The organism is Georgenia sp. TF02-10, from assembly GCF_022759505.1.
Classification (GTDB): domain Bacteria; phylum Actinomycetota; class Actinomycetes; order Actinomycetales; family Actinomycetaceae; genus TF02-10.
This window is the reverse complement of record NZ_CP094289.1, coordinates 2,099,586-2,118,641: the sequence shown is the minus strand read 5'-3', so window position 1 is coordinate 2,118,641 and position 19,056 is coordinate 2,099,586. Positions and strand designations below refer to the sequence as shown.

General features: G+C 76.1%; 14 protein-coding genes. 11 read left to right on the top strand and 3 right to left on the bottom strand.

Going from position 1 to position 19,056, the window contains the following annotated elements; translation table 11 throughout:
- The first annotated feature begins 75 nt into the window (after nt 1–75).
- The 5 genes from hisS to MF406_RS09505 all read left to right on the top strand — a co-directional run bounded on the left by hisS (nt 76) and on the right by MF406_RS09505 (nt 7,728).
- Complete coding sequence (gene hisS / locus MF406_RS09525) at nt 76–1,512, top strand: histidine--tRNA ligase (RefSeq protein ID WP_242892433.1); 1,437 nt, start codon at nt 76–78, stop codon at nt 1,510–1,512.
- Complete coding sequence (locus MF406_RS09520; RefSeq protein WP_242892431.1) at nt 1,512–3,428, top strand: GTPase domain-containing protein; 1,917 nt, start codon at nt 1,512–1,514, stop codon at nt 3,426–3,428. Before hisS ends, MF406_RS09520 begins: the two co-directional genes overlap by 1 nt.
- Nucleotides 3,425–5,182 (top strand): GTPase, encoded by a 1,758-nt coding sequence (locus tag MF406_RS09515; RefSeq protein ID WP_242892429.1) that lies wholly within the window; start codon nt 3,425–3,427, stop codon nt 5,180–5,182. Before MF406_RS09520 ends, MF406_RS09515 begins: the two co-directional genes overlap by 4 nt.
- Before the next feature lie 429 nt (nt 5,183–5,611).
- A complete protein-coding gene (locus MF406_RS09510; RefSeq protein ID WP_242892418.1) occupies nt 5,612–6,367 on the top strand; it encodes an ABC transporter ATP-binding protein in 756 nt (251 codons plus the stop codon).
- The gene (locus MF406_RS09505; RefSeq protein WP_242892415.1) at nt 6,364–7,728 is read left to right on the top strand and encodes an FtsX-like permease family protein; all 1,365 of its coding nucleotides are present in this window, start codon (nt 6,364–6,366) and stop codon (nt 7,726–7,728) included. The genes MF406_RS09510 and MF406_RS09505 overlap by 4 nt, the downstream gene beginning before the upstream one ends.
- A 250-nt stretch (nt 7,729–7,978) precedes the next feature.
- Here MF406_RS09505 and MF406_RS09500 read toward each other — a convergent pair whose 3' ends face one another.
- Nucleotides 7,979–10,024, bottom strand: coding sequence for a DEAD/DEAH box helicase (locus MF406_RS09500; RefSeq protein ID WP_371744452.1), 2,046 nt, complete (start codon nt 10,022–10,024; stop codon nt 7,979–7,981).
- 541 nt (nt 10,025–10,565) lie between these two features.
- The gene (locus MF406_RS09495; protein WP_242892412.1) at nt 10,566–11,399 is read right to left on the bottom strand and encodes a patatin-like phospholipase family protein; all 834 of its coding nucleotides are present in this window, start codon (nt 11,397–11,399) and stop codon (nt 10,566–10,568) included.
- Nucleotides 11,400–11,634: 235 nt separating this feature from the next.
- On the opposite strand from MF406_RS09495, the gene MF406_RS09490 reads away from it, so the two are divergent.
- The 3 genes from MF406_RS09490 to MF406_RS09480 are packed head-to-tail and all read left to right on the top strand — an operon-like array spanning nt 11,635 to nt 13,810.
- Nucleotides 11,635–12,096: a DUF6069 family protein gene (locus MF406_RS09490; RefSeq protein WP_242892409.1), complete on the top strand. Its 462-nt coding sequence runs from the start codon at nt 11,635–11,637 to the stop codon at nt 12,094–12,096.
- Nucleotides 12,096–13,208 carry a sensor histidine kinase gene (locus MF406_RS09485; RefSeq protein ID WP_242892408.1) on the top strand — a complete coding sequence of 371 codons (1,113 nt, stop codon included), beginning with the start codon at nt 12,096–12,098 and terminating at the stop codon, nt 13,206–13,208. Before MF406_RS09490 ends, MF406_RS09485 begins: the two co-directional genes overlap by 1 nt.
- The gene (locus MF406_RS09480) at nt 13,205–13,810 is read left to right on the top strand and encodes a response regulator transcription factor (protein ID WP_242892406.1); all 606 of its coding nucleotides are present in this window, start codon (nt 13,205–13,207) and stop codon (nt 13,808–13,810) included. Before MF406_RS09485 ends, MF406_RS09480 begins: the two co-directional genes overlap by 4 nt.
- Before the next feature lie 32 nt (nt 13,811–13,842).
- On the opposite strand, the gene MF406_RS09475 is transcribed toward MF406_RS09480, so the two are convergent.
- A complete protein-coding gene (locus MF406_RS09475; RefSeq protein WP_242892403.1) occupies nt 13,843–15,222 on the bottom strand; it encodes an MFS transporter in 1,380 nt (459 codons plus the stop codon).
- Nucleotides 15,223–15,377: 155 nt separating this feature from the next.
- Between MF406_RS09475 and aspS the strand changes: the two genes are divergently transcribed.
- From aspS to MF406_RS09460, 3 genes are all read left to right on the top strand, one after another.
- Entirely contained in the window at nt 15,378–17,198 is a 1,821-nt protein-coding gene (gene aspS / locus MF406_RS09470; protein ID WP_242892400.1) for an aspartate--tRNA ligase, read from the top strand.
- Nucleotides 17,199–17,215: 17 nt separating this feature from the next.
- Nucleotides 17,216–17,992 (top strand): GNAT family N-acetyltransferase, encoded by a 777-nt coding sequence (locus MF406_RS09465; protein ID WP_242892397.1) that lies wholly within the window; start codon nt 17,216–17,218, stop codon nt 17,990–17,992.
- Between the two features lie 111 nt (nt 17,993–18,103).
- Nucleotides 18,104–19,027: a DUF2268 domain-containing protein gene (locus MF406_RS09460; protein WP_242892394.1), complete on the top strand. Its 924-nt coding sequence runs from the start codon at nt 18,104–18,106 to the stop codon at nt 19,025–19,027.
- Nucleotides 19,028–19,056 lie beyond the last annotated feature (29 nt).

Genomic DNA, 19,056 nt, shown 5'->3' with positions numbered 1-19,056 from the left:
CCCGACGCCACCGTCGCCCGTCCACCCGTCGTGCCGAATCGCCCGCGGCCGCGCCGGGATGGAAGGATCGACGCCATGGCACGTGCGTCCTCCCTGTCCGGCTTCCCCGAGTGGCTGCCCGGCGGCCGCGTCGTGGAGAACCACGTGCTGGACTCCCTGCGCCGGACCTTCGAACTGCACGGGTTCGCCAGCATCGAGACCCGTGCGGTCGAGCCGCTCTCGGAATTGCTCCGCAAGGGCGAGACGTCCAAGGAGGTCTACGTCCTGCGCCGGCTGCAGGAGGAGGACGAGGACGACCGGACCGACCCGGACAAGCAGCTCGGGCTGCACTTCGACCTCACGGTGCCCCTCGCCCGCTACGTCCTGGAGCACGCCGGCCAGCTGTCCTTCCCGTTCAAGCGCTACCAGATCCAGAAGGTCTGGCGCGGCGAGCGGCCCCAGGACGGCCGGTTCCGGGAGTTCACCCAGGCCGACATCGACGTCGTCGGCGCCGACACCCTGCCCTTCCACTTCGAGGTCGAGCTGCCGCTGGTGATGGCCGAGGCCCTCGCCGCGCTGCCCATCCCCCCGGTCCGGGTCAGCGTCAACAACCGCAAGGTCGCCCAGGGCTTCTACGAGGCGATCGGCCTGACCGACATCGCCGCGGCCCTGCGGGTCATCGACAAGCTGGACAAGATCGGCCCGGCCGCCGTCGCCCGGGCCCTGCAGGACGAGGCCGGGGCCACCGCCGAGCAGGCCGAGCGGGCGCTGGCCCTGGCCGGGATCAGCGGGACCGACGCCGCCGTCGCCGACCAGGTCCTGGCCCTCGGGGCCCGCTCGGCCCTGCTGGAGGAGGGCCTGGGCGAGCTGGTCGCCCTGCTGGAGGCGGCCGCCGAGCGCAGCCCCGGCACCGTCGTCGCGGACCTGCGGATCGCCCGCGGTCTGGACTACTACACCGGCAGCGTCTACGAGACGACCCTGGTCGGGCACGAGAACCTGGGGTCGATCTGCTCCGGCGGCCGGTACGACTCCCTGGCCACCGACGGCCGCCGCACCTACCCCGGGGTCGGGCTGTCCATCGGGGTCTCCCGCCTCCTCGCCCGCGTGCTGGGCGACGGCCTGGCCACCCCAACCCGGACGGTGCCCACCGCCGTCCTGGTCGCCGTCACCGACGAGGAGCACCGTGGCGCCAGCGACCGGGTCGCGGCCGCGCTGCGCGCCCGCGGGATCCCGGCCGACGTCGCCCCCACCGCCGCCAAGCTCGGCCGGCAGATCCGCCACGCCGACCGGCGCGGCATCCCCTTCGTCTGGTTCCCGGGGGCCGGCGCGGCGGCCGGCGGTGGCGCCGGCGGTGGTGACGTCGGTGACGACGGCGGCGCGGGCGTTGACGCCGCGGGCGACGGCGGCCACGGCGGGGACGAGGTCAAGGACATCCGGTCCGGGGAGCAGGTCCCGGCCGACGCCGCCACCTGGGAGCCGCCGTCGGCGGACCGGTGGCCCCGGGTGCTGCCCGGCCTGGCCCCGGAGGCGTGATGACCGTGTCGGTCCCGGCGGGCACGGGCGACGGCGCCCGCGCCGTCCTGGGCGCGCTCACTGAGCTGCGGGCCGTGCTGGCGGAGGTCCGTCTGCCGCTGGACGTCGAGGGCGCGGCCGCCGCGCGCGGCGACCGCGCCGAGGTGCTGGACCAGCTCACCGACTACGTCATCCCCCGCTACGAGCAGCTCGAGGCGCCCCTGCTCGCCGTCGTCGGCGGCTCGACCGGGGCGGGGAAGTCCACCCTCGTCAACTCCCTCCTGCGTGAGCACGTCGCCACCGCCTCGGCGATCCGGCCCACCACCCGCCGCCCGCTGCTGGTGCACCATCCCGAGGACGCCGCCTGGTTCACCGACGACCGGATCCTGCCCGGCCTGGCCCGGGTGCGGCCGGCGCCGGGGAGCGCGCCGACGACGCCGACCGCGCGGGCCGGTGCCGGTGCGCCGGCCGGAACGGCGCCAGCCCTCGCCGGCACCGCGCCCGCCCCCGCCGGGACTGCGTCCGCTCCCGCCGGAACCGCGTCCGCGCCCGCCGGCACCGCGCCCGCCCCCGCCGGAACCGCGCCCGCCGACCCCGCGCCGTCCCCCACCGGCGAGCTGGAGCTGCGCGCCTCGGCCGCCCTGCCCCGGGGCCTGGCCCTGCTCGACGCCCCAGACATCGACTCCGTGGTGGCCGAGAACCGCCAGCTCGCCACCCAGCTCCTCGCCGCCGCCGACCTGTGGGTCTTCGTCACCACTGCCGCCCGCTACGGCGACGCCGTCCCGTGGGCGCTGCTGACTGAGGCCGCGGACCGGCGGGTCGTCGTCGCCGTCGTGCTGGACCGGGTGCCGCCGGGGGTGAGCGCCGAGGTCCGCCAGGACCTGGCCGCCCGGCTGGAGGACGAGGGCCTGGGCCGGGCGCCGCTGTTCGTCGTGGGGGAGACCGAGCTGGGCCCGGACGGGTTCCTGCCGGCCGCCGACGTCGCCGCCCTGCAGGGCTGGCTGCGCGGCATCTCGGCCGACGCCGGCTCGCGCGCCTCGGTGGCGCGCCAGACCCTCGGCGGGGCGGTCGACGCGGTGCTCGGCCGCGCCCTGCTGGTCGCCGAGGGCACCCAGGCGCAGACCGCGGCGCTCGTCGCCCTGGCCGGGCGCGTGGACGAGGCGTACGCCCAGGCCCACCAGCGGATCATGGCCGCCACCGCCGACGGCGCGATGCTGCGCGGGGAGGTCCTCGCCCGCTGGCAGGAGTTCGTCGGCACCGGGGAGTTCTTCCGCAGCGTGGAGGCGCAGGTGGGCCGGGTGCGGGACCGGGTGGGGAGCTTCCTGCGCGGCCGGCCCGCGCCGACCGAGCAGGTGGAGGAGGCGATCGGCAGCGGGCTGCAGACGCTGCTGGTGGCCGAGGCCGAGCGGGCCGCCGCCGACGTCGACCACGTCTGGCGGCTGGAGCCCGGCGCGCGGGCCTTGCTCGCCCAGGCGACGGCGGCCCTGGCCACCGAGGAGGAGCTGCACGCCGCCGCCGCCACCCAGGTGCGGCAGTGGCAGGGCGACCTGCTCGCCATGGTCCGCAACGAGGGCGCCGACAAGCGCTTCACCGCCCGGATGCTGTCCTTCGGCGTCAACGGCCTGGGCATCGCGCTCATGGTGGTCATGTTCGCCTCGACCGCCGGGCTGACCGGCGCCGAGATCGCCATCGCCGGCGGCACCGCCGTCGTCGCCCAGAAGATCCTCGAGGCGGTGTTCGGCGACGACGCGGTGCGCCGGATGGCCCGCCGGGCCCGGGAGGACCTGCACGCCCGCGCCGGCAGCTACCTCGCCGCGCAGGCCGAGGCCTACCGGCAGGCGCTGGCCGGCCTGGCGATCGACGCAGCCGCCACCGACCGGATCGACGCCACCGTCACCGCCGTCCGGGCCGCCCGCCGGGCGGAGGCCGGGCTGTGAGGCGCCAGCGCCGCCACGCCGACGCCGCCGCCGCCCTGCCCGCGGACCTGGCCGCCCTGCGCGAGGCCGTCGACCTCGGCGCGGCCCACCTGCCCGCCGGCCCGGTGGAGGCCACCGAGGCGCTGCTGGCCCGCGCCGAGCGGCGCCAGAACCTCGCCGCCGGCCGCACCGTCGTCGCGCTCCTGGGCGCCACCGGCTCGGGCAAGTCCTCCCTGTTCAACGCCCTCGTGGGGCGCGACGTCGCCCGGGTCGCGGCCCGCCGGCCGACCACCTCCCGGCCGCTTGCGGCGGTGTGGGGCGCCGACGACGCCGCGGACCTGCTGGACTGGCTCGGCGTCGCCGAGCGCACCCAGGTCCCGGCCGGGTCGGGCCCGCCGGCGGACGGCCGCGCGGGCGGGGGCCGCGCCGGCGGGAATGACCGCGCGGGCGGGAACGGTCGCCCGGGCCGGGCCGGCGACGGCGCGAACGGCCGGGGCGGCGGGGCGGGTGCGGGCGGGACCGGCGCGGCCGACCCGGCCGGGCTGGTGCTGCTGGACCTGCCGGACATCGACTCCACCGCCGTCGACCACCGCCGCACCGCCGCCCGGCTGGCCGGCGCCGTCGACGTGCTGGTCTGGGTGCTCGACCCGCAGAAGTACGCCGACGCCATCGTCCACCGCGACTACCTCGCACCGATGGCCGCGCACGCCGAGGTGACCCTGGTCGTGCTCAACCAGGTCGACACCCTGGACCGCGCGGACCTGGACCGGGTGCTCGCGGACCTGGCCGGGCTGCTCGCCCGGGACGGGCTGGCCGGGGTGGACGTGCTGCCCGTCTCCGCCCGGGAGGGCACCGGGGTGGACGCGCTGCGCGCCCAGATCACCGCCGTCGTCGCCACCACCCGGGCCGCTCAGCAGCGCCTGGCCGCGGACGTGCGCACCGCCGCCGCCCAGCTGGCCCGGGTGGCCGAGGTCGACGGCGACCCGCCGCCGGAGACCGTCGGCGAGCGACCGGTCGCCCGGCTGGTAGACGCCGCCGCCCAGGCGGCCGGGGTGGACGCGGTGCACGACGCCGCCCGCGGCAGCTACCTGCGGGCCGCCCGGCGGCACGTGGGCTGGCCGCCGGTGCGCTGGCTCGGCCGGCTGCGGCCGGACCCGCTGCGCCGGCTGCACCTGGGCGACCGGGCGGCGGACGCCGGCCTGGCCCGCACCTCGCTGCCCGGGCCCACCCCGGTGCAGGAGGCTGCCGTCCGGGCGGCCGCGCACGCCCTGGCCGCGACCGCCACCACCCGGCTGCCGGAGTCCTGGCGGGCGGACGTGCTCCAGGACGTCGAGGCCCGGGTCCCGCCGCTGGTGGACGCCCTGGACCAGCAGATCGCCGGCACCGAGCTGGAGCAGGACCGCCGGCCGGCGTGGTGGCGCTTCCTCGGGGTCCTGCAGTGGCTCTTCCTCGCCGCCGCCGTGGTGGGCGGCGGGTGGTTGCTCGCCCTGGCCGGGCTGGACTACCTGCGGCTGCCGCCGCCGCGGACCCCGGAGCTCGGCCCGCTGCCGTGGCCGACCGTGCTGCTCGGCGGCGGCGTCGCCGGGGGCCTGCTGCTGGCGCTGGTCGGCGGGCTGGCGGCCCGGGTGGGCGCGCGCCGCCGGGCCCGGCGGGTCGCGCGCCGGCTCCGGGAGGTGGTCGCCGCCACGGTGCAGGCCCAGGTCGTGGATCCGCTGCAGGCCCAGCTGGCGGAGTACGCCCGGTTCGTCCGGGCGCTGCGGGCGCTGTCGGGCTGACCGCAGGCTCCGTCCGCGCTGCGAGGCCCTCCGGCTGACCGTAGACCGTTGCCACACCCGAGCTGCGCCGGAGTCCGGAGGAGCCGGGCCTGCCGCGCCGCCGGTCGGGGCCGCTCGCCGGGACACTTCCCGCCCGTGGACGGACTCCCGCGTCCGCCCCCAGGATGACGGGCGCCGTCGGTAATCCCGACCAGGGCCCGACGACGGCGGTGCGACCGCGCGGCGAGGCTTGGGCACATGAGCTACCAGCCGCTTGACCCGACCCAGCCGCCTGCCGCCGCCCCACCGCCGAGCCCGCCCCAGCCGCCTGCTGGGACCCGACCGCCGAGTTCGATTCAGCCGCCTGCCGCCGGCCGCCCACCGAGCCCGACCCAGCCCGCTGCCGCGGCCCGGCCGCCGAGCCCGGCCCGGCCGCCCGCACCCGAGGTCGTGCTGACCGCGCACGCGCTGGTCAAGACCTACGGCCCGACCACCGCTCTTGCCGGGGTCGACGTCGTCATCCGGGCCGGGGAGGCCGTGGCCGTCATGGGCGCCTCCGGCTCCGGCAAGACCACGCTGCTGCACTGCCTGGCCGGGATCATCACGCCGGACTCCGGCGCGGTGCACCTGCACCTGCCCGGTGAGCGCGTCCCGGTCAACGAGCTGGGGGAGGGCCAGCGGTCCCGGCTGCGGCGCGAGCAGTTCGGCTTCGTCTTCCAGGACGGGCTGCTCCTGCCCGAGCTCTCCGCCGTGGAGAACGTCGCGATCGCGCTCATGCTCACCGGCGTCCCGCGCCAGGCGGCCGAGCAGGCCGCCGCCGGGTGGCTGCACGCCCTCGGCCTGGCAGGGCTGGAGGACCGGCGGATCGGCCAGCTCTCCGGCGGCCAGGCCCAACGCGTCGCGATCGCCCGCGCGCAGGTCACCGGCGCCCGGGTAGTCTTCGCCGACGAGCCCACCGGCGCCCTGGACTCCCGCACCTCCGCCGAGGTCCTCGACGTCCTCCTCGCCTCGACCGCGCAGGCCGGCCGCGCGCTCGTCGTCGTCACCCACGACCCGCAGGTCGCGGCGCGTTGCGACCGGACGGTCTACCTCAGCGACGGCCGGGTGGTGCCCGACGGCGGCACGCCGGGGACCGAGCAGGTCGGGGTTTCGGCCGGGCAGGTCCCGGCCGGACAGGCCGGGGCGCCGACGGGGTACCGCTCATGACCGCCACCGCCCCGACCTTGACGACGCCGACCGCCCCGGCCGGCCCCGCGCCGAACCCCGGCCTGGCGACCACGCTGCGGCTGTCCTGGCTGCTGGCCCGACGCGCCGGCGGGGAGCGGGCGACCATCGTGCTGCCCGTCGTCGCCTTCGGCGCGACCACCACGCTGCTGCTCACCGTGCTGGCCGGCGCCTGGTCCTTCCGCCGCTGGGACGACGAGCTCGCGGCGATGTACCAGATCCTGGCCGGCATCGCCGTCGTGCTGCTGGTCATCCCGCTGCTGAGCCTGGGCGGGTCCGCGGCCCGGCTCTCCGCCCGCCGCCGCGACGACCGGCTCGCCACCCTGCGCCTGCTCGGGGCCACCCCGAGCGCCGTTGTCGGCATGACCGTGCTGGAGTCCACCGCCCTCGCCCTGCTCGGCGCGCTCGCCGGGGTGGTGGGCTACCTGGTCCTGGGCCCGGCCGTGGCGCAGATCCACTTCCGCGGCGAGGCGATCGGCAGCGCGTACTGGCTGCCGCCGCTCGCCGTCGCCGCCGTCGTGGTCGCCGTGGCGCTGCTGGCCGCGGCCAGCGCCGCCACCGGGCTGCGCCGGGTGGTCATCTCCCCGCTCGGGGTGCGCACCCGCCGGGACGCCCCCCGGATGCACCCCGCCCGGGTCGTGCTGGGGGTGGTCCTGATCGGGGCCGCGGTGCTCGCCGTCAGCGGGTCCTACACCAGCATCGTGGTGGCCGTGCTCGTGGTGCTCGGCGCCTTCGCCGTCGGGCTCGGCGTGCTGAACCTGGTCGGGCCCTGGGTGATCGGCGTGCTCGCCCGGCGCCGGCACCGCCGGGCCCGTACGGTGGCCGACCTGATCGCGGCCCGCAGCATCGCCGAGGCGCCGAAGGCCATCTGGCGGCAGGTCGGCGGCGTCGCGACGACCTGCTTCGTCGCCGTCGTGGCTGGCACCGGGGTGGCGATGATGGCCGACGCCGGCGAGATGACCGGCCCGGAGCGGTTCCTCCCTGGCGACATCCGCACCGGCGTGCTGCTGACCGTGGTCGCCTCGTTCCTCCTCGTCGCCTGCTCCACCGGCGTGACGCAGGCCGCCGAGGTGCTCGACCGCCGCGAGCTCTACACCCGGCTGGACCACCTGGGCGTCCCGCCCGCCGTGATGCAGGAGTCGCGCACCAAGACGGTGATGGTCCCGCTGGTCACTGTCGCGGCCGGCGGTGCGCTGCTCGGCGCGCTGCTGATGCTGCCGCTGGTCGGGATCGCGCTGGTGATGGCGCCGCTGTCGGTGGTGGTCATCGTGGGCTGCCTGCTGCTCGGGCTGGCGCTGGTCCGGGTCTCGCTCCTGGCCACCCGGCCGTTGCTGCCGGAGTAAGGACCGGTGGCCGACGGCCGGGGACAGGTCCGGGGAAACATCGAGAATGGCAAAGTGGTCGTGATTCACAACCACTTTGCCATTCTCGGCGTTGCGCACGGGCGCAGCTCGCGGCGGTCGAGGGATGCAACTGCGACTGGCGGCGGGTCGACGAGTCGCCCTGTGTGCCGAGACGGCAGAGAGACAACAGGCCCGCCGTCACAGTGACGACGGGCCTGTCTGTTCGCGGTCAGCGACCGCGCGCCTGCGGTCAGCGGCCGCGGTGCGGCGAGCGTGACGGCTGCGGCCGCTGGGTCCGCTGCGTGGTCGGCCGGGCGGGCCGGTACCCGCGCCGCTCCTCCCGCGGCGCCCGCGCCCCGCGCGGTCCCTCGTCGGGCCGGATCCGCAGGGCCCGCCCGGCGACGCGCGCGGCGCCGATCTGCCGGGTGGCCTGGGGGGAGAGGTCGGCGGCGATCTCCACCAGGGAGAATGAGGGGTAGATGTCGATCTTGCCGAGGTCGGCGCCGTCGAGGCCGCCCTCCCCGGTCAGCGCGCCGACGATCGCGCCGGGCTGGACGCCGTCGCGGTGCCCGACCTCGACCCGGTAGCGGGTGCCGGCCACCCGGGGCCGGCGTCCGCCGCGGTCGGCGGGTCCGCGGCCGGCCGGGCCGCGGGAGGGCCGGGCCCGGAAGCCTTCGTCGAAGTGGGCGGCGACGAACGTGCCCTCCTCGTCCACGACCTCCTCGCGGCGGGTGCGGCCGCCGCGGTCCTGACCCTGGCGGGCGCCGTCGTGCCGGCCGTCGCCCGCGCCGTCGGACCCGCGGGCGGCGTCGTGCTGCCCGGCGTCGTCCGTCCGGTGCGGGCCGTCGTCGCCGACGGCGAGGGCCACCAGCGCGGCCGCCAGCTCGACCAGGTCGGTGCCGGTCTCGGCCACGTGCGCGGTGACGGCGTCGCGGTACATCTGCAGGCGGCCGGCGGACGAGCGGTCGGCGACCCGGGCGAACAGCGCCCTGGCGCGGTGCGCGGAGACGTCCGCCGGGGTGGGGATGGCGACCTCGGTCATCGCCGTGCCGGTGGCCCTCTCGATCTGGGTCAGGCGGGCGCGCTCGCGAGGGGTGAGGAAGGTCAGCGCGGTGCCGGTGCGGCCGGCCCGGCCGGTGCGCCCGATCCGGTGGACGTAGGTGTCGGTCTCCCGTGGCACGTCGAAGTTGACGACCAGCCCGATCCGCTCGACGTCCAGCCCGCGGGCGGCGACGTCGGTGGCCACCAGGACGTCCAGGGCGCCGTGCCGGAGCCGGTCGACGAGCTTCTCCCGCTCCTTCTGCGGCACGTCGCCGGAGAGCGTGGCGGCGGGGATGCCGCGGCCGGTGAGCTCGACGGCCACCTCCTCGGCGGTGCCCTTGGTGCGGACGAACACGAGGGCGGCGTCGGCGTCGGTGGTCGCCAGCACCCGGGCCAGCGCGCCGTTCTTGTGCCGGAACGGCACGACGGCGTAGGTCTGCTGGACGGTGGCGACGGTGGAGGCGGACCGGGTCACGGCCACCCGCACCGGGTCGGTGAGGTGGGTGGCGGCGACCTTCTTGATCGCCGTCGGCATGGTGGCGGAAAAGAGGGCGGTGCGCCGCTCGGCCGGGACGTGCGCGGCGATCGTCTCGACGTCTTCGGCGAAGCCCATCCGGAGCATCTCGTCGGCCTCGTCCAGGACGAAGAACCGCACCCGGTTCAGGCGCAGGTCGCCCCGCTCGATCAGGTCCATCACCCGGCCCGGCGTGCCGACGACGACCTGGGCGCCGCGGCTCAGGGCCCGCAGCTGGGGCACGTAGCTGGAGCCGCCGTAGACGGGCAGCACGGTCAGGCCCCGGGTGCGGTGGGCGAAGGTGCCGATCGCGTCGGCGACCTGCATGGCGAGCTCGCGGGTGGGCGTGAGCACCAGGGCCTGCACCGCGCGCTCGGCCGGGTCGACGGCGGCCAGGAGGGGGAGCCCGAACGCGGCGGTCTTGCCGGTGCCGGTCTGGGCGATGCCGACGACGTCGCGGCCGGCCAGCAGCACCGGGACGGCCTCGGCCTGGATCGCGGTGGGCGTGGTGAAGCCGAGGTCGTCGACGGCGGCGAGCAGGTCGGCGGGCAGGCCGAGGTCGGCGAAGGCCGGCGCGACGGGGGCGTCGGGAGTCTCGGCGCCATCGCCGGCGGGGGTGGCGGAGTTGCTGGTGGTGGCGGCGCCGTGGGCGTCGTCGGTCACCGCGGGTGCGGCGTCGGTGCGGGCGGTGTCGCCGGTGCTGGTGGTGTCGGAGGCATGGTCGAGCACGGTGCTGGTCACGGGAACCCATCGTCGAACGGAGTGTGGGCGTGGCGGCCGGGACGGCCGTACGCCATCCGCACGACGGCCCCTCCGCTGGCGCGACTTCCGCCGGGGGACCTGGGCGGGCAGTGCACTCCCGGAGAACCCGAGTCTACCGTCGCGGCGCCAGGGCCGCCCAGGACGGGCGCCGGTGACCTCGGGCACAGGCCAGCGCGGTCCCGGCGCCCGACGGCGCGCGTCCACGGTCACCGCGACGACGTTCGACCCGGTCGGAGCCGCTTCGCGCTACATATAGCACCCGAAGAGATCGTGCCGGCGAAGGTTCGCTCCGATCCGGAGATATGGAAGACAGTGCCCGCCAGTTCGACCTGGTCGCGCATGGGAATCTTGATAGGTTCGTAAACACTTGACATGCAGCTCACCTTTGTGCTTTGTCTGTTGTCGCTTGCCAGGGTGATGGGACCACCTCGTTGCCACGAGCATGGGACCACCTCGTTGCCACGAGCATGGTACCACCTCGTTGCCACGAGCATGGGACCGCCTGGAGGTGTCACTGAGCTCACCAGATCGCGGCGAGCTCCTCGGCCGCGCGACGGGCCTGGTCAAGCCCCGCGTCCGCCGCGGAGGCGCGCGCGGCGGGGTCGAGCGGGTTGGATCCCGTCGCCGACTTCGAGGCGGCATCTGGACTGATCACCCGCCCAGGAACGCCCAGAGCGGCGAGTTCGCGGTATGGGGCCGTGGATGCCTTGAGCCCGCGCGCGAGCGGTGCGATCACGACCACCCGGTCGGTCTCCCCGGCGACATCGACGTTCGCCGGCGAGAGCACCCCGCCGTCCATGTAGCGGTTTCCGCCGATTTCCACGACCGGCCAGACGCCGGGGACCGCGCAGCTGGCCTCGACTGCATCGATGAGGCTCGCGGAGCCTCCTGACTCGAACACCGTGCGCATCTCGCTGTCGACATCGACCGCGACGATCCGAAGATCGCGACCCGTGTCCCATTCAGCGCCCCCGAGCCGCTGTTCGATCACGGCCCGACGCTCCACGGCGCGTTCCCGGCTCACGCTCCGGGCGAGTCGGCCGACCGCGCGAAGGGCCCTCGATCCGTCTCGGTGGAAGACGACGGGGAGTGCCATCCGAAGCAGCCCCGAGGGGCCGAGCGCTCCGGGAATCTCCTGCACGGCCCCGCGCACCTGGAGGTCGTACAACTCCTCGAGTCCGCGGTCGCCGGTGAGTTGGCCCGCCACCGCGGCACCTGCCGAGGTACCGACCAGACGATCCATGCCGCGCACGTCGAAGCCCGCGCCTTCGAGGCCGAAAAGCATCCCGGTGGCCCACGCGATCCCCGTCACGCCGCCACCGCCAATGACCAGCGTGGAGTGTGGTGTGCTCATGACCACCAGTCATGCTGCGAACAGCCGTCGTGGCAACCGGCTCCCCGGGGACGGTTGCTGCTGACAACCGCTTTGCCATTCTCGACGTCGGCCTCGTCTACCGAAGTGAAGTGGCCCCCCACCGGAAGAGGCCGCGTCGGCGCGGTGACAAATGTCCCGCCCAGCTCAGTACGCCCGAGCCTGCCGGTCCTCGAGCCTGCTCTCTAGCGTCGAAGCCGACACGAAAGGAGAAACCATGACCAAGACAACCGACACATCCGTCTCGAGCTCGCCGGGGCACGGCGTCCGGCGCCGGCGCGTGACCGCGGCTGCCACCATCCTCGCTGCCGCCGCAGCCGGCCTTCTCGCCTGGGCGGTCGCCGCTCCGCTCGCAGGCGTACCGCTCGTCGTCCCCGGCGCCGGCCAGGCCGTCGGCTCGCCCTCCGTCGTGGTCGCCGCGCTGGTCGGGGGTGCCGCGGCGTGGCTGCTGCTCGTGGTGCTCCGCCGGTTCCGCCGCGGGCTCACGGCGTGGACGGTGATCGCTGGCTCCGTGCTCGCGGTCTCGCTCGCCGGCCCGCCGCTGTCCGGCGTCACCGGCGCCGCGCTCCTGGTGCTCGAGGTCATGCACGTCGTCGTCGGCGGCATCCTGATCGGCGGTCTGCGGCTGAGCGAGCACGCCGTCGCCGGGCCGTCGCGTACGGTGGGAGCGGAGGAATGATGAACGCGCCGAGCCGTTGCGGCGGTCCGTTCCTGACCTGGTTCGCGCGGCACCCCGGACCGTGGTTCGCGCTCGCCTGGCTGCCCGTGCTGCTGCTCGCACCGCTCGTCACCGCCGTCGGCCGCGGCGACCTGGGGAACGTGATGGCCCTTGCCGGGGTCGCGGCCCTGTTCGTCGCGACCGCCGTGCTCCGTTATCGCGGCGCGCCGTGGGGGCGCACCGAGCTGCTCGTCGCCGCGCTGACGCTCGCCGTGGCCGCCTACCTCGTCGGGTGGACCGACGACCAGGCGTTCCTGTACCCCCTCCTCGCGATCGCGATGGCCACCGGCATCCGGCGCTGGCGGGCGTTGAGCTTCGTCGCCGCGCTGTCGATCAGCGGCGCGATCACGACCGGGTTCACCGCGGGCTCGCTCGACGACGCGCTGGTCTTCGGGTTCGCCGCGTTCATGGCGGGAGCGAGCACCTACCTCATCGGCTACCTCGTCGAGACGACCGCCGAGCTCGACGCGACCCGCGGGCGTCTCGCCTCGGTCGCCGTCGCCGAGGAGCGGCGTCGGTTCTCCCGGGACCTGCACGACCTGCTCGGTCACACCCTGTCGGTCATCGTGGTCAAGGCCGAGGCGGTGCGGCGCTTCGCCCGCACCGACCCGGACGCCGTCGCCGAGCACGCCCGGGGCATCGAGGACATCGGCCGCACCGCCCTGGCCGAGGTGCGGCAGACCGTCGCCGGGCACCGCAACATCGGGCTCGAGGACGAGCTGGCGAACGCCGAGCACGCCCTCGCCGGTGCCGGCATCCGTGTGCGTGCACCCGAGCCGCCCGCGCTGCCCCGCGACGTCGACAGGTTGTTCGCGTGGGTCGTGCGCGAGGGGACGACGAACGTCCTGCGGCACGCCGGGGCGGCGTCCTGCGAGATCACGGTCGCCGTGGAGGCGGACGAGGCGACGATCGAGGTCGTCGACGACGGGCGCGGGGGTCGGTCGGGCAGGACCGGTACCGGCCTGGCGGGGCTGCGCGAGCGGGCGCAGCGCCTCGGCGGCGTGCTCGTCGCCGAGGGCACCGGGCGGGGCTTCCGGCTGGGCGTGACCGTGCCGACGGGAGGAGCACGATGACGACGATCCTGATCGCCGAGGACCAGACGATGATGCGCTCCGCCCTGTCGAGCCTGCTCGGCCTGGAGGCGGACATGACGGTGGTCGGCGGCGTGGGCCGGGGCGACCGGGTCGCCGAGGCGGCGGCCGACGCCCGCCCGGACGTGCTCCTGCTCGACATCGAGATGCCCGGCCGGTCCGGCCTGGACGTCATCGGCGAGGTGCGCCGCGTCTCGCCCGGGACCGCGGTGATCATCGTCACGACGTTCGGGCGGGCCGGCTACCTGCGGCGGGCGATGGACGCCGGTGCACGCGGGTTCCTCGTGAAGGACGACCCGGTCGAGCGGCTCGCTGCCGCGATCCGCCGCGTCCTCGCGGGCGAGACCGTCGTCGACCCGCTGCTCGCGGCCCAGGCGCTGAGCGCCGGGGAGAACCCGCTGTCCGAGCGCGAGAGCCAGGTGCTCACGGCTTCCGACGGGGGAGCCCCGATCGCCGAGATCGCCGGCGCCCTGTACCTGGCCCCGAGCACGGTGCGCAACTACCTGTCGAGCGCGATCGGCAAGACTGGGGCCCGCAACCGCTCGGAGGCCCTGCGGGAGGCGCGCCAGCGCGGCTGGGTGTGACCAGCGCGCCGACGCCCGCGTCCGCGCGGTCCTCAGCCCCGGCTCGGGGTCTCCACCACCGCCGGGGCGGCGCTCGCCCGCGACCCGGCTACCGCGGCCAGCACCGCCAGGCCGGCGGCCACCAGCAGCCCGGCCAGGTAGGCCACTGTGCCGCCGCGGTCGACCAGCCCGATGACCAGCGCCCCGGCCGCGGCCAGGCCGAGGGCGGCACCGAGGGCGTCGGAGATCTGCAGCGCCGAGCTGACCTGCCCGTGCCGCTCCGGCGCCGTGCCCTGGAGCACCAGCACGGACAGGGCCGGGAAGACCAGGCCGATGCCCGCCCCGGCGACCGTCCAGCCCAGCACCACCACCGTGGGCGGCACGCCGGGGGCGGTCGCGGCCGCCGTCGCCGTCGTCCCCAGCGCGAGCAGCGACGGCCCGAGCCAGGTCAGCCGGGAGCGCCAGCGCGGGTCCCGCACCCGGCCCTGGACCGCCGAGCCGCCCGCCCAGGTGAGGGAGCTCACGGTGAGGACGACGCCGGCCAGCGCCACGCTCCAGCCGTGCACGCGCACGAGCAGCAGCGGCAGGAACGTCTCGGCCGCGACGAAGCTGGCGTTGAGCAGCCCGCGGCAGGCGATGGCGGCCGGGACCCCGGCGCGCAGGGTCAGCGTGCCGGCCGGCACCAGGACGGGCACGCTCAGGACGAGCAGGACCAGCCCGCCGCCGGCCAGCGCGAGCGCGGTCGGCCCGGGGTCGGAGCCGGCGACCTGCAGCGCGGCGGCGGCCAGGCCCGCGCCGACGGCGGCCAGCACCAGGCGGCGGGTCGCCCCGCCGCCGCCGGTCCGGGCGGGCACGGCGAGCACGGTGCGCAGCCGGGGCAGGAACACGACGGCGACCAGGACCGTCAGCACCGGGACGACCAGCAGCACCAGCCGCCAGGTCAGGTGCTCGGCCACCAGGCCGGCGACCGCCGGCCCGACGAGGCCGGGGACGACCCACGCCGCGGCGAACGCGGCGAAGAACCTCGGCTGCTGCGCGGCCGGGACCACCGCGCCGACCAGCACGTACAGCGGCACCATCAGCAGGCCGGCGCCGAGCCCCTGCACGCCGCGGCCGACGGCGAGGACGGCCATGGTGGGGGCCAGGCCGGCGAGGACCAGCCCGCCGCAGAACAGCACGATGCCGGTGACCAGGGAGCCGACCGGGCCACGAGAGTCGGACCAGGCGCCGGCGACCGCGGTCCCGATGAGCTGGGCGGCCAGCGGCGCCCCGGCCGCGACGGCGTACAGGCTCAGGCCGCCGAGGTCCTCGGCGACGCGGGGCATGACGGTGGCCACCGCGAGGCTCTCGAAGGCGGCCAGGGTGATGAGGGCGACGGAAGCGACGAGGAGGAGGTGGACGGGCTCCTGGCGCTGGGTCCCGTCGGCAGTCACCGCGGCATCATGGCCGAGCGCCGGGCGGCGGTCCAGCCGGTTTCCGGCGACGGCGAGCGGCCGGGCTGGCGGCGGCCCGCGCCGGCCCGGCCACTAGGATCGTCCCTCAGCGCCCGCCCGTCTCGCGGTGCGCCAGCGAACGAGGAAGGTCACCCGTGTTCCGTACCCACACCGCCGGCTCCCTGCGCGCCGGCGACATCGGCACCACCGTCACCCTGGCCGGCTGGGTCGACCGCCGCCGCGACCACGGCGGCGTCGCCTTCATCGACCTGCGCGACGCCAGCGGCATCGCCCAGGTCGTGGTCCGGGACGAGGAGGTGGCCCACGAGCTGCGCGCGGAGTTCGTCCTGCAGGTGACCGGGGAGGTGGCGCAGCGCCCGGAGGGCAACGCCAACCCCAACCTGCCGACCGGGGAGATCGAGGTGATCGCCGCCGCGGTGGAGGTGCTCAACCCCGCCGCGCCGCTGCCGTTCCAGGTCTCCGCGCACGCCGAGGACGCCGGGCAGGTCGGCGAGGAGGCCCGGCTGAAGTACCGCTACCTCGACCTGCGCCGGCCGGGCCCGGCCGCCGCCCTGCGGCTGCGCGCCCAGGTCAACGCCGCCGCCCGCCGGGTCCTGGACGGCCGCGGCTTCGTCGAGGTCGAGACCCCCACGCTCACCCGCTCCACGCCCGAGGGGGCCCGGGACTTCCTCGTCCCGGCGCGCCTGTCGCCGGGCTCCTGGTACGCCCTGCCGCAGTCCCCGCAGCTGTTCAAGCAGCTGCTGATGGTGGCCGGGATGGAGCGGTACTACCAGATCGCCCGGTGCTACCGGGACGAGGACTTCCGCGCCGACCGGCAGCCGGAGTTCACCCAGCTCGACGTCGAGATGAGCTTCGTGGACCAGGACGACGTGATCGCCGTCGCCGAGGAGGTACTTGCCGCGCTGTGGGGCCTGGTCGGCCACGAGATCACCCGCCCGATCCCGCGGATGACGTTCGCCGAGGCGATGGCCCGGTACGGCACCGACAAGCCGGACCTGCGGTTCGGCCTGGAGCTGACCGACCTCACCGAGTACTTCGCGAGCACCCCGTTCCGGGTGTTCCAGAACCCCTACGTGGGCGCCGTCGTCATGCCCGGCGGGGCGAGCCAGCCGCGCCGCACCTTCGACGCCTGGCAGGACTGGGCCCGCCAGCGCGGGGCCAAGGGCCTGGCGTACGTCACGGTCGGGGAGGACGGCGAGCTGGGCGGGCCGGTGGCCAAGAACATCTCCGACGCCGAGCGGGCCGGGCTCGCCGCCGCCGTCGGCGCCCGGCCCGGGGACTGCGTCTTCTTCGCCGCCGGCACCCCGACGGAGGCCCGGGCGCTGCTCGGCGCCGCCCGGCTGGAGGTCGGCCGGCGGACCGGGCTGATCGACGAGGACGCCTGGTCCTTCGTCTGGGTCGTCGACGCCCCGCTGTTCAAGCCCACCGGGCAGGACGACGACGTGGCGCTGGGCCACAGCGCGTGGACCGCCGTGCACCACGCCTTCACCTCCCCGACCCCGGAGTGGGTCGACCGGTTCGAGGAGGCGCCCGGGGAGGCCCTGGCGTACGCCTACGACATCGTCTGCAACGGCAACGAGATCGGCGGCGGGTCCATCCGTATCCACCGCCGGGACGTCCAGGAGCGGGTCTTCGCGGTCATGGGGATCGGTCCGGAGGAGGCGCAGGAGAAGTTCGGGTTCCTGCTCGACGCGTTCAAGTTCGGCGCGCCGCCGCACGGCGGGATCGCCTTCGGCTGGGACCGGATCGTCGCGCTGCTGACCGGCTCGGAGTCCATCCGCGAGGTCATCGCCTTCCCCAAGACCGGCAACGGCTACGACCCGCTGACCCAGGCCCCGGCGCCCATCACGCCCCAGCAGCGCAAGGAGGCGGGGGTGGACGCCAAGCCGCGGGTGCCGGAGCGGGCCGGGCAGGAGCAGGAGCGGGCCGGCCAGGAGCAGCCCCAGCGGGCCTAGGACGACGAGGGGCACGGATGGCTCAGACAGCACACGCGGGCGCGCAGCCGGCTGCCGACGGCGGCCTCGGTCCCGCCGCCCGGTGGCCGTTCCTGCGGGCCAATGGGCACCGGTGGGTCCCGGAGCGCACCTGGGACACCGGTGATGCCACCGCGGTCCTGGTGCCCCGCGGCGCCGGGCGGATGCTCGTCGGGGTCGGGTCGCCGCCCGCCCTCGCCGCGCTGCTCGCCGACGTCGACCGGCCGGCCGGGGCGGACCACGTCATGCTCACCCGGGGGACCTGGGACCACGTCGCCCCGGCCGAGCGTTCCCGGCTCGGCCTCGAGCCGGGCCGGCCCTGGGACTGGCTGGCCGCCACGGCCCCGCCGGCGCCGCGGGCGGGGGAGGACCGCGTGGTCCCGCTCACCGGGCCGGACCGGCTGCGCGCCGTCTACGGGTGCCTGGACGCCGGGTACCCGGAGCGGGGCCGGCGGGCGCACGACGCCGAGCTGTCCTGGTGGGGGTACCGGGCCGACGACGGCGCCCTGGCCGGCGTCGTCGGCGCGGACGTCCCGCCGCCGGCCGCGCTGGCGGCGGGCGCCGGGGTGCACCTGGAGGCGGTCGCCGTCGTGCCGGCCTGGCGGCGGCGGGGCGTGGCGGCCGCCATGACCGCCGCCCTCACCCGGTTCGCGCTGGGCCTGGGCGAGGTGGCGCACCTGGGCATCTGGGCCGACAACGACGCCGCGCGCCGGGTCTACGCCCGGCTCGGCTACACCACCGGCCAGCAGGTGGAGAACCTGCACCCGGCCGGCTGACCGACCCGTCGGCACGTTCTCGGTCGAGGGGCGTCCCGGCGGAGCGTGCGGTGCAGGGCTGCTGCGGCGGCCTTGACGTTGCCGTAGCGTCAATGTCTAGCGTCGCATGCCATGACGGTTTCAGTGCTTGACACGGCGTCCGCGATGACGGCGATCCTCGACGCCGCAGAGGATCAGCGCGCCGACCTGGTGCGCGAGATGTGGGCACCGATGGCTGGCATGTTCCGCTTCGTCCCGGGCGGGGCGGACCTGGCCCAGGTGCATCGTCAGAACTTCGGGTTCGCGTGGGACGCGCGGGCGCAGGACGTGCGCGAAGCGGTAGACGCGCTCGTCCAGGCCGATGCCTGGAACCGGCTCGAGACCGGCCTGCAGCGAGGGGCTGCAGCGCTGCAGGAGAGCGTCCCCGGCGTGGCGGTCCCCGACGTGACGGTGCTGCTCGTCGTCGGTGACCCTGACAGCTCGCACTTCGTCGACGAGGTCCAGGGGCTGTCGGGCTTCGGCGGGATCAGCGGGTACATCACGGTCACGGTGTGGCCGACCCCGACGGTCCTCGACCGGCTCGAGGCGATCGTCGTCCACGAGCTTCACCACAACGTGCGCTACGCACCCGGTGGGATCGTCTGGAACCCGGCGACAGTCACGGTCGGTGAGCAGGTCGTCTCCGAGGGCCTCGCGGACGTCTTCGCCGCCGAGCTCTACGGCGATGCTGGGTACACCCACTTCGTCTCGGAGCAGACCCGGACGGACGATGCGGTGCTGGCCAAGGTCGTAACCGGTCTCGGTGTGACCGGCATGCAGAACTTCAGCGCCTGGGTCCATGGCGACGCAAGCGCACGCTTGTTCGGCGCCGAGCCCGTCGGCTTGCCGACCGGCGCGGGGTATGCCGCCGGCGTCCGGCTGGCGCGCGCCTATCTCGAGGCGACCGGCAGCACCGCGGCGCAGAACGTCCGCACGCCCGCCGTGGACATCCTTCGCGTCGCCACGGAGCGACTCGGCCTGAACGATCAGCGTCGGCCCGAGCCGCACGACGGTTGATGACGCTGGAGCTTGGGATCGAGAGGTGG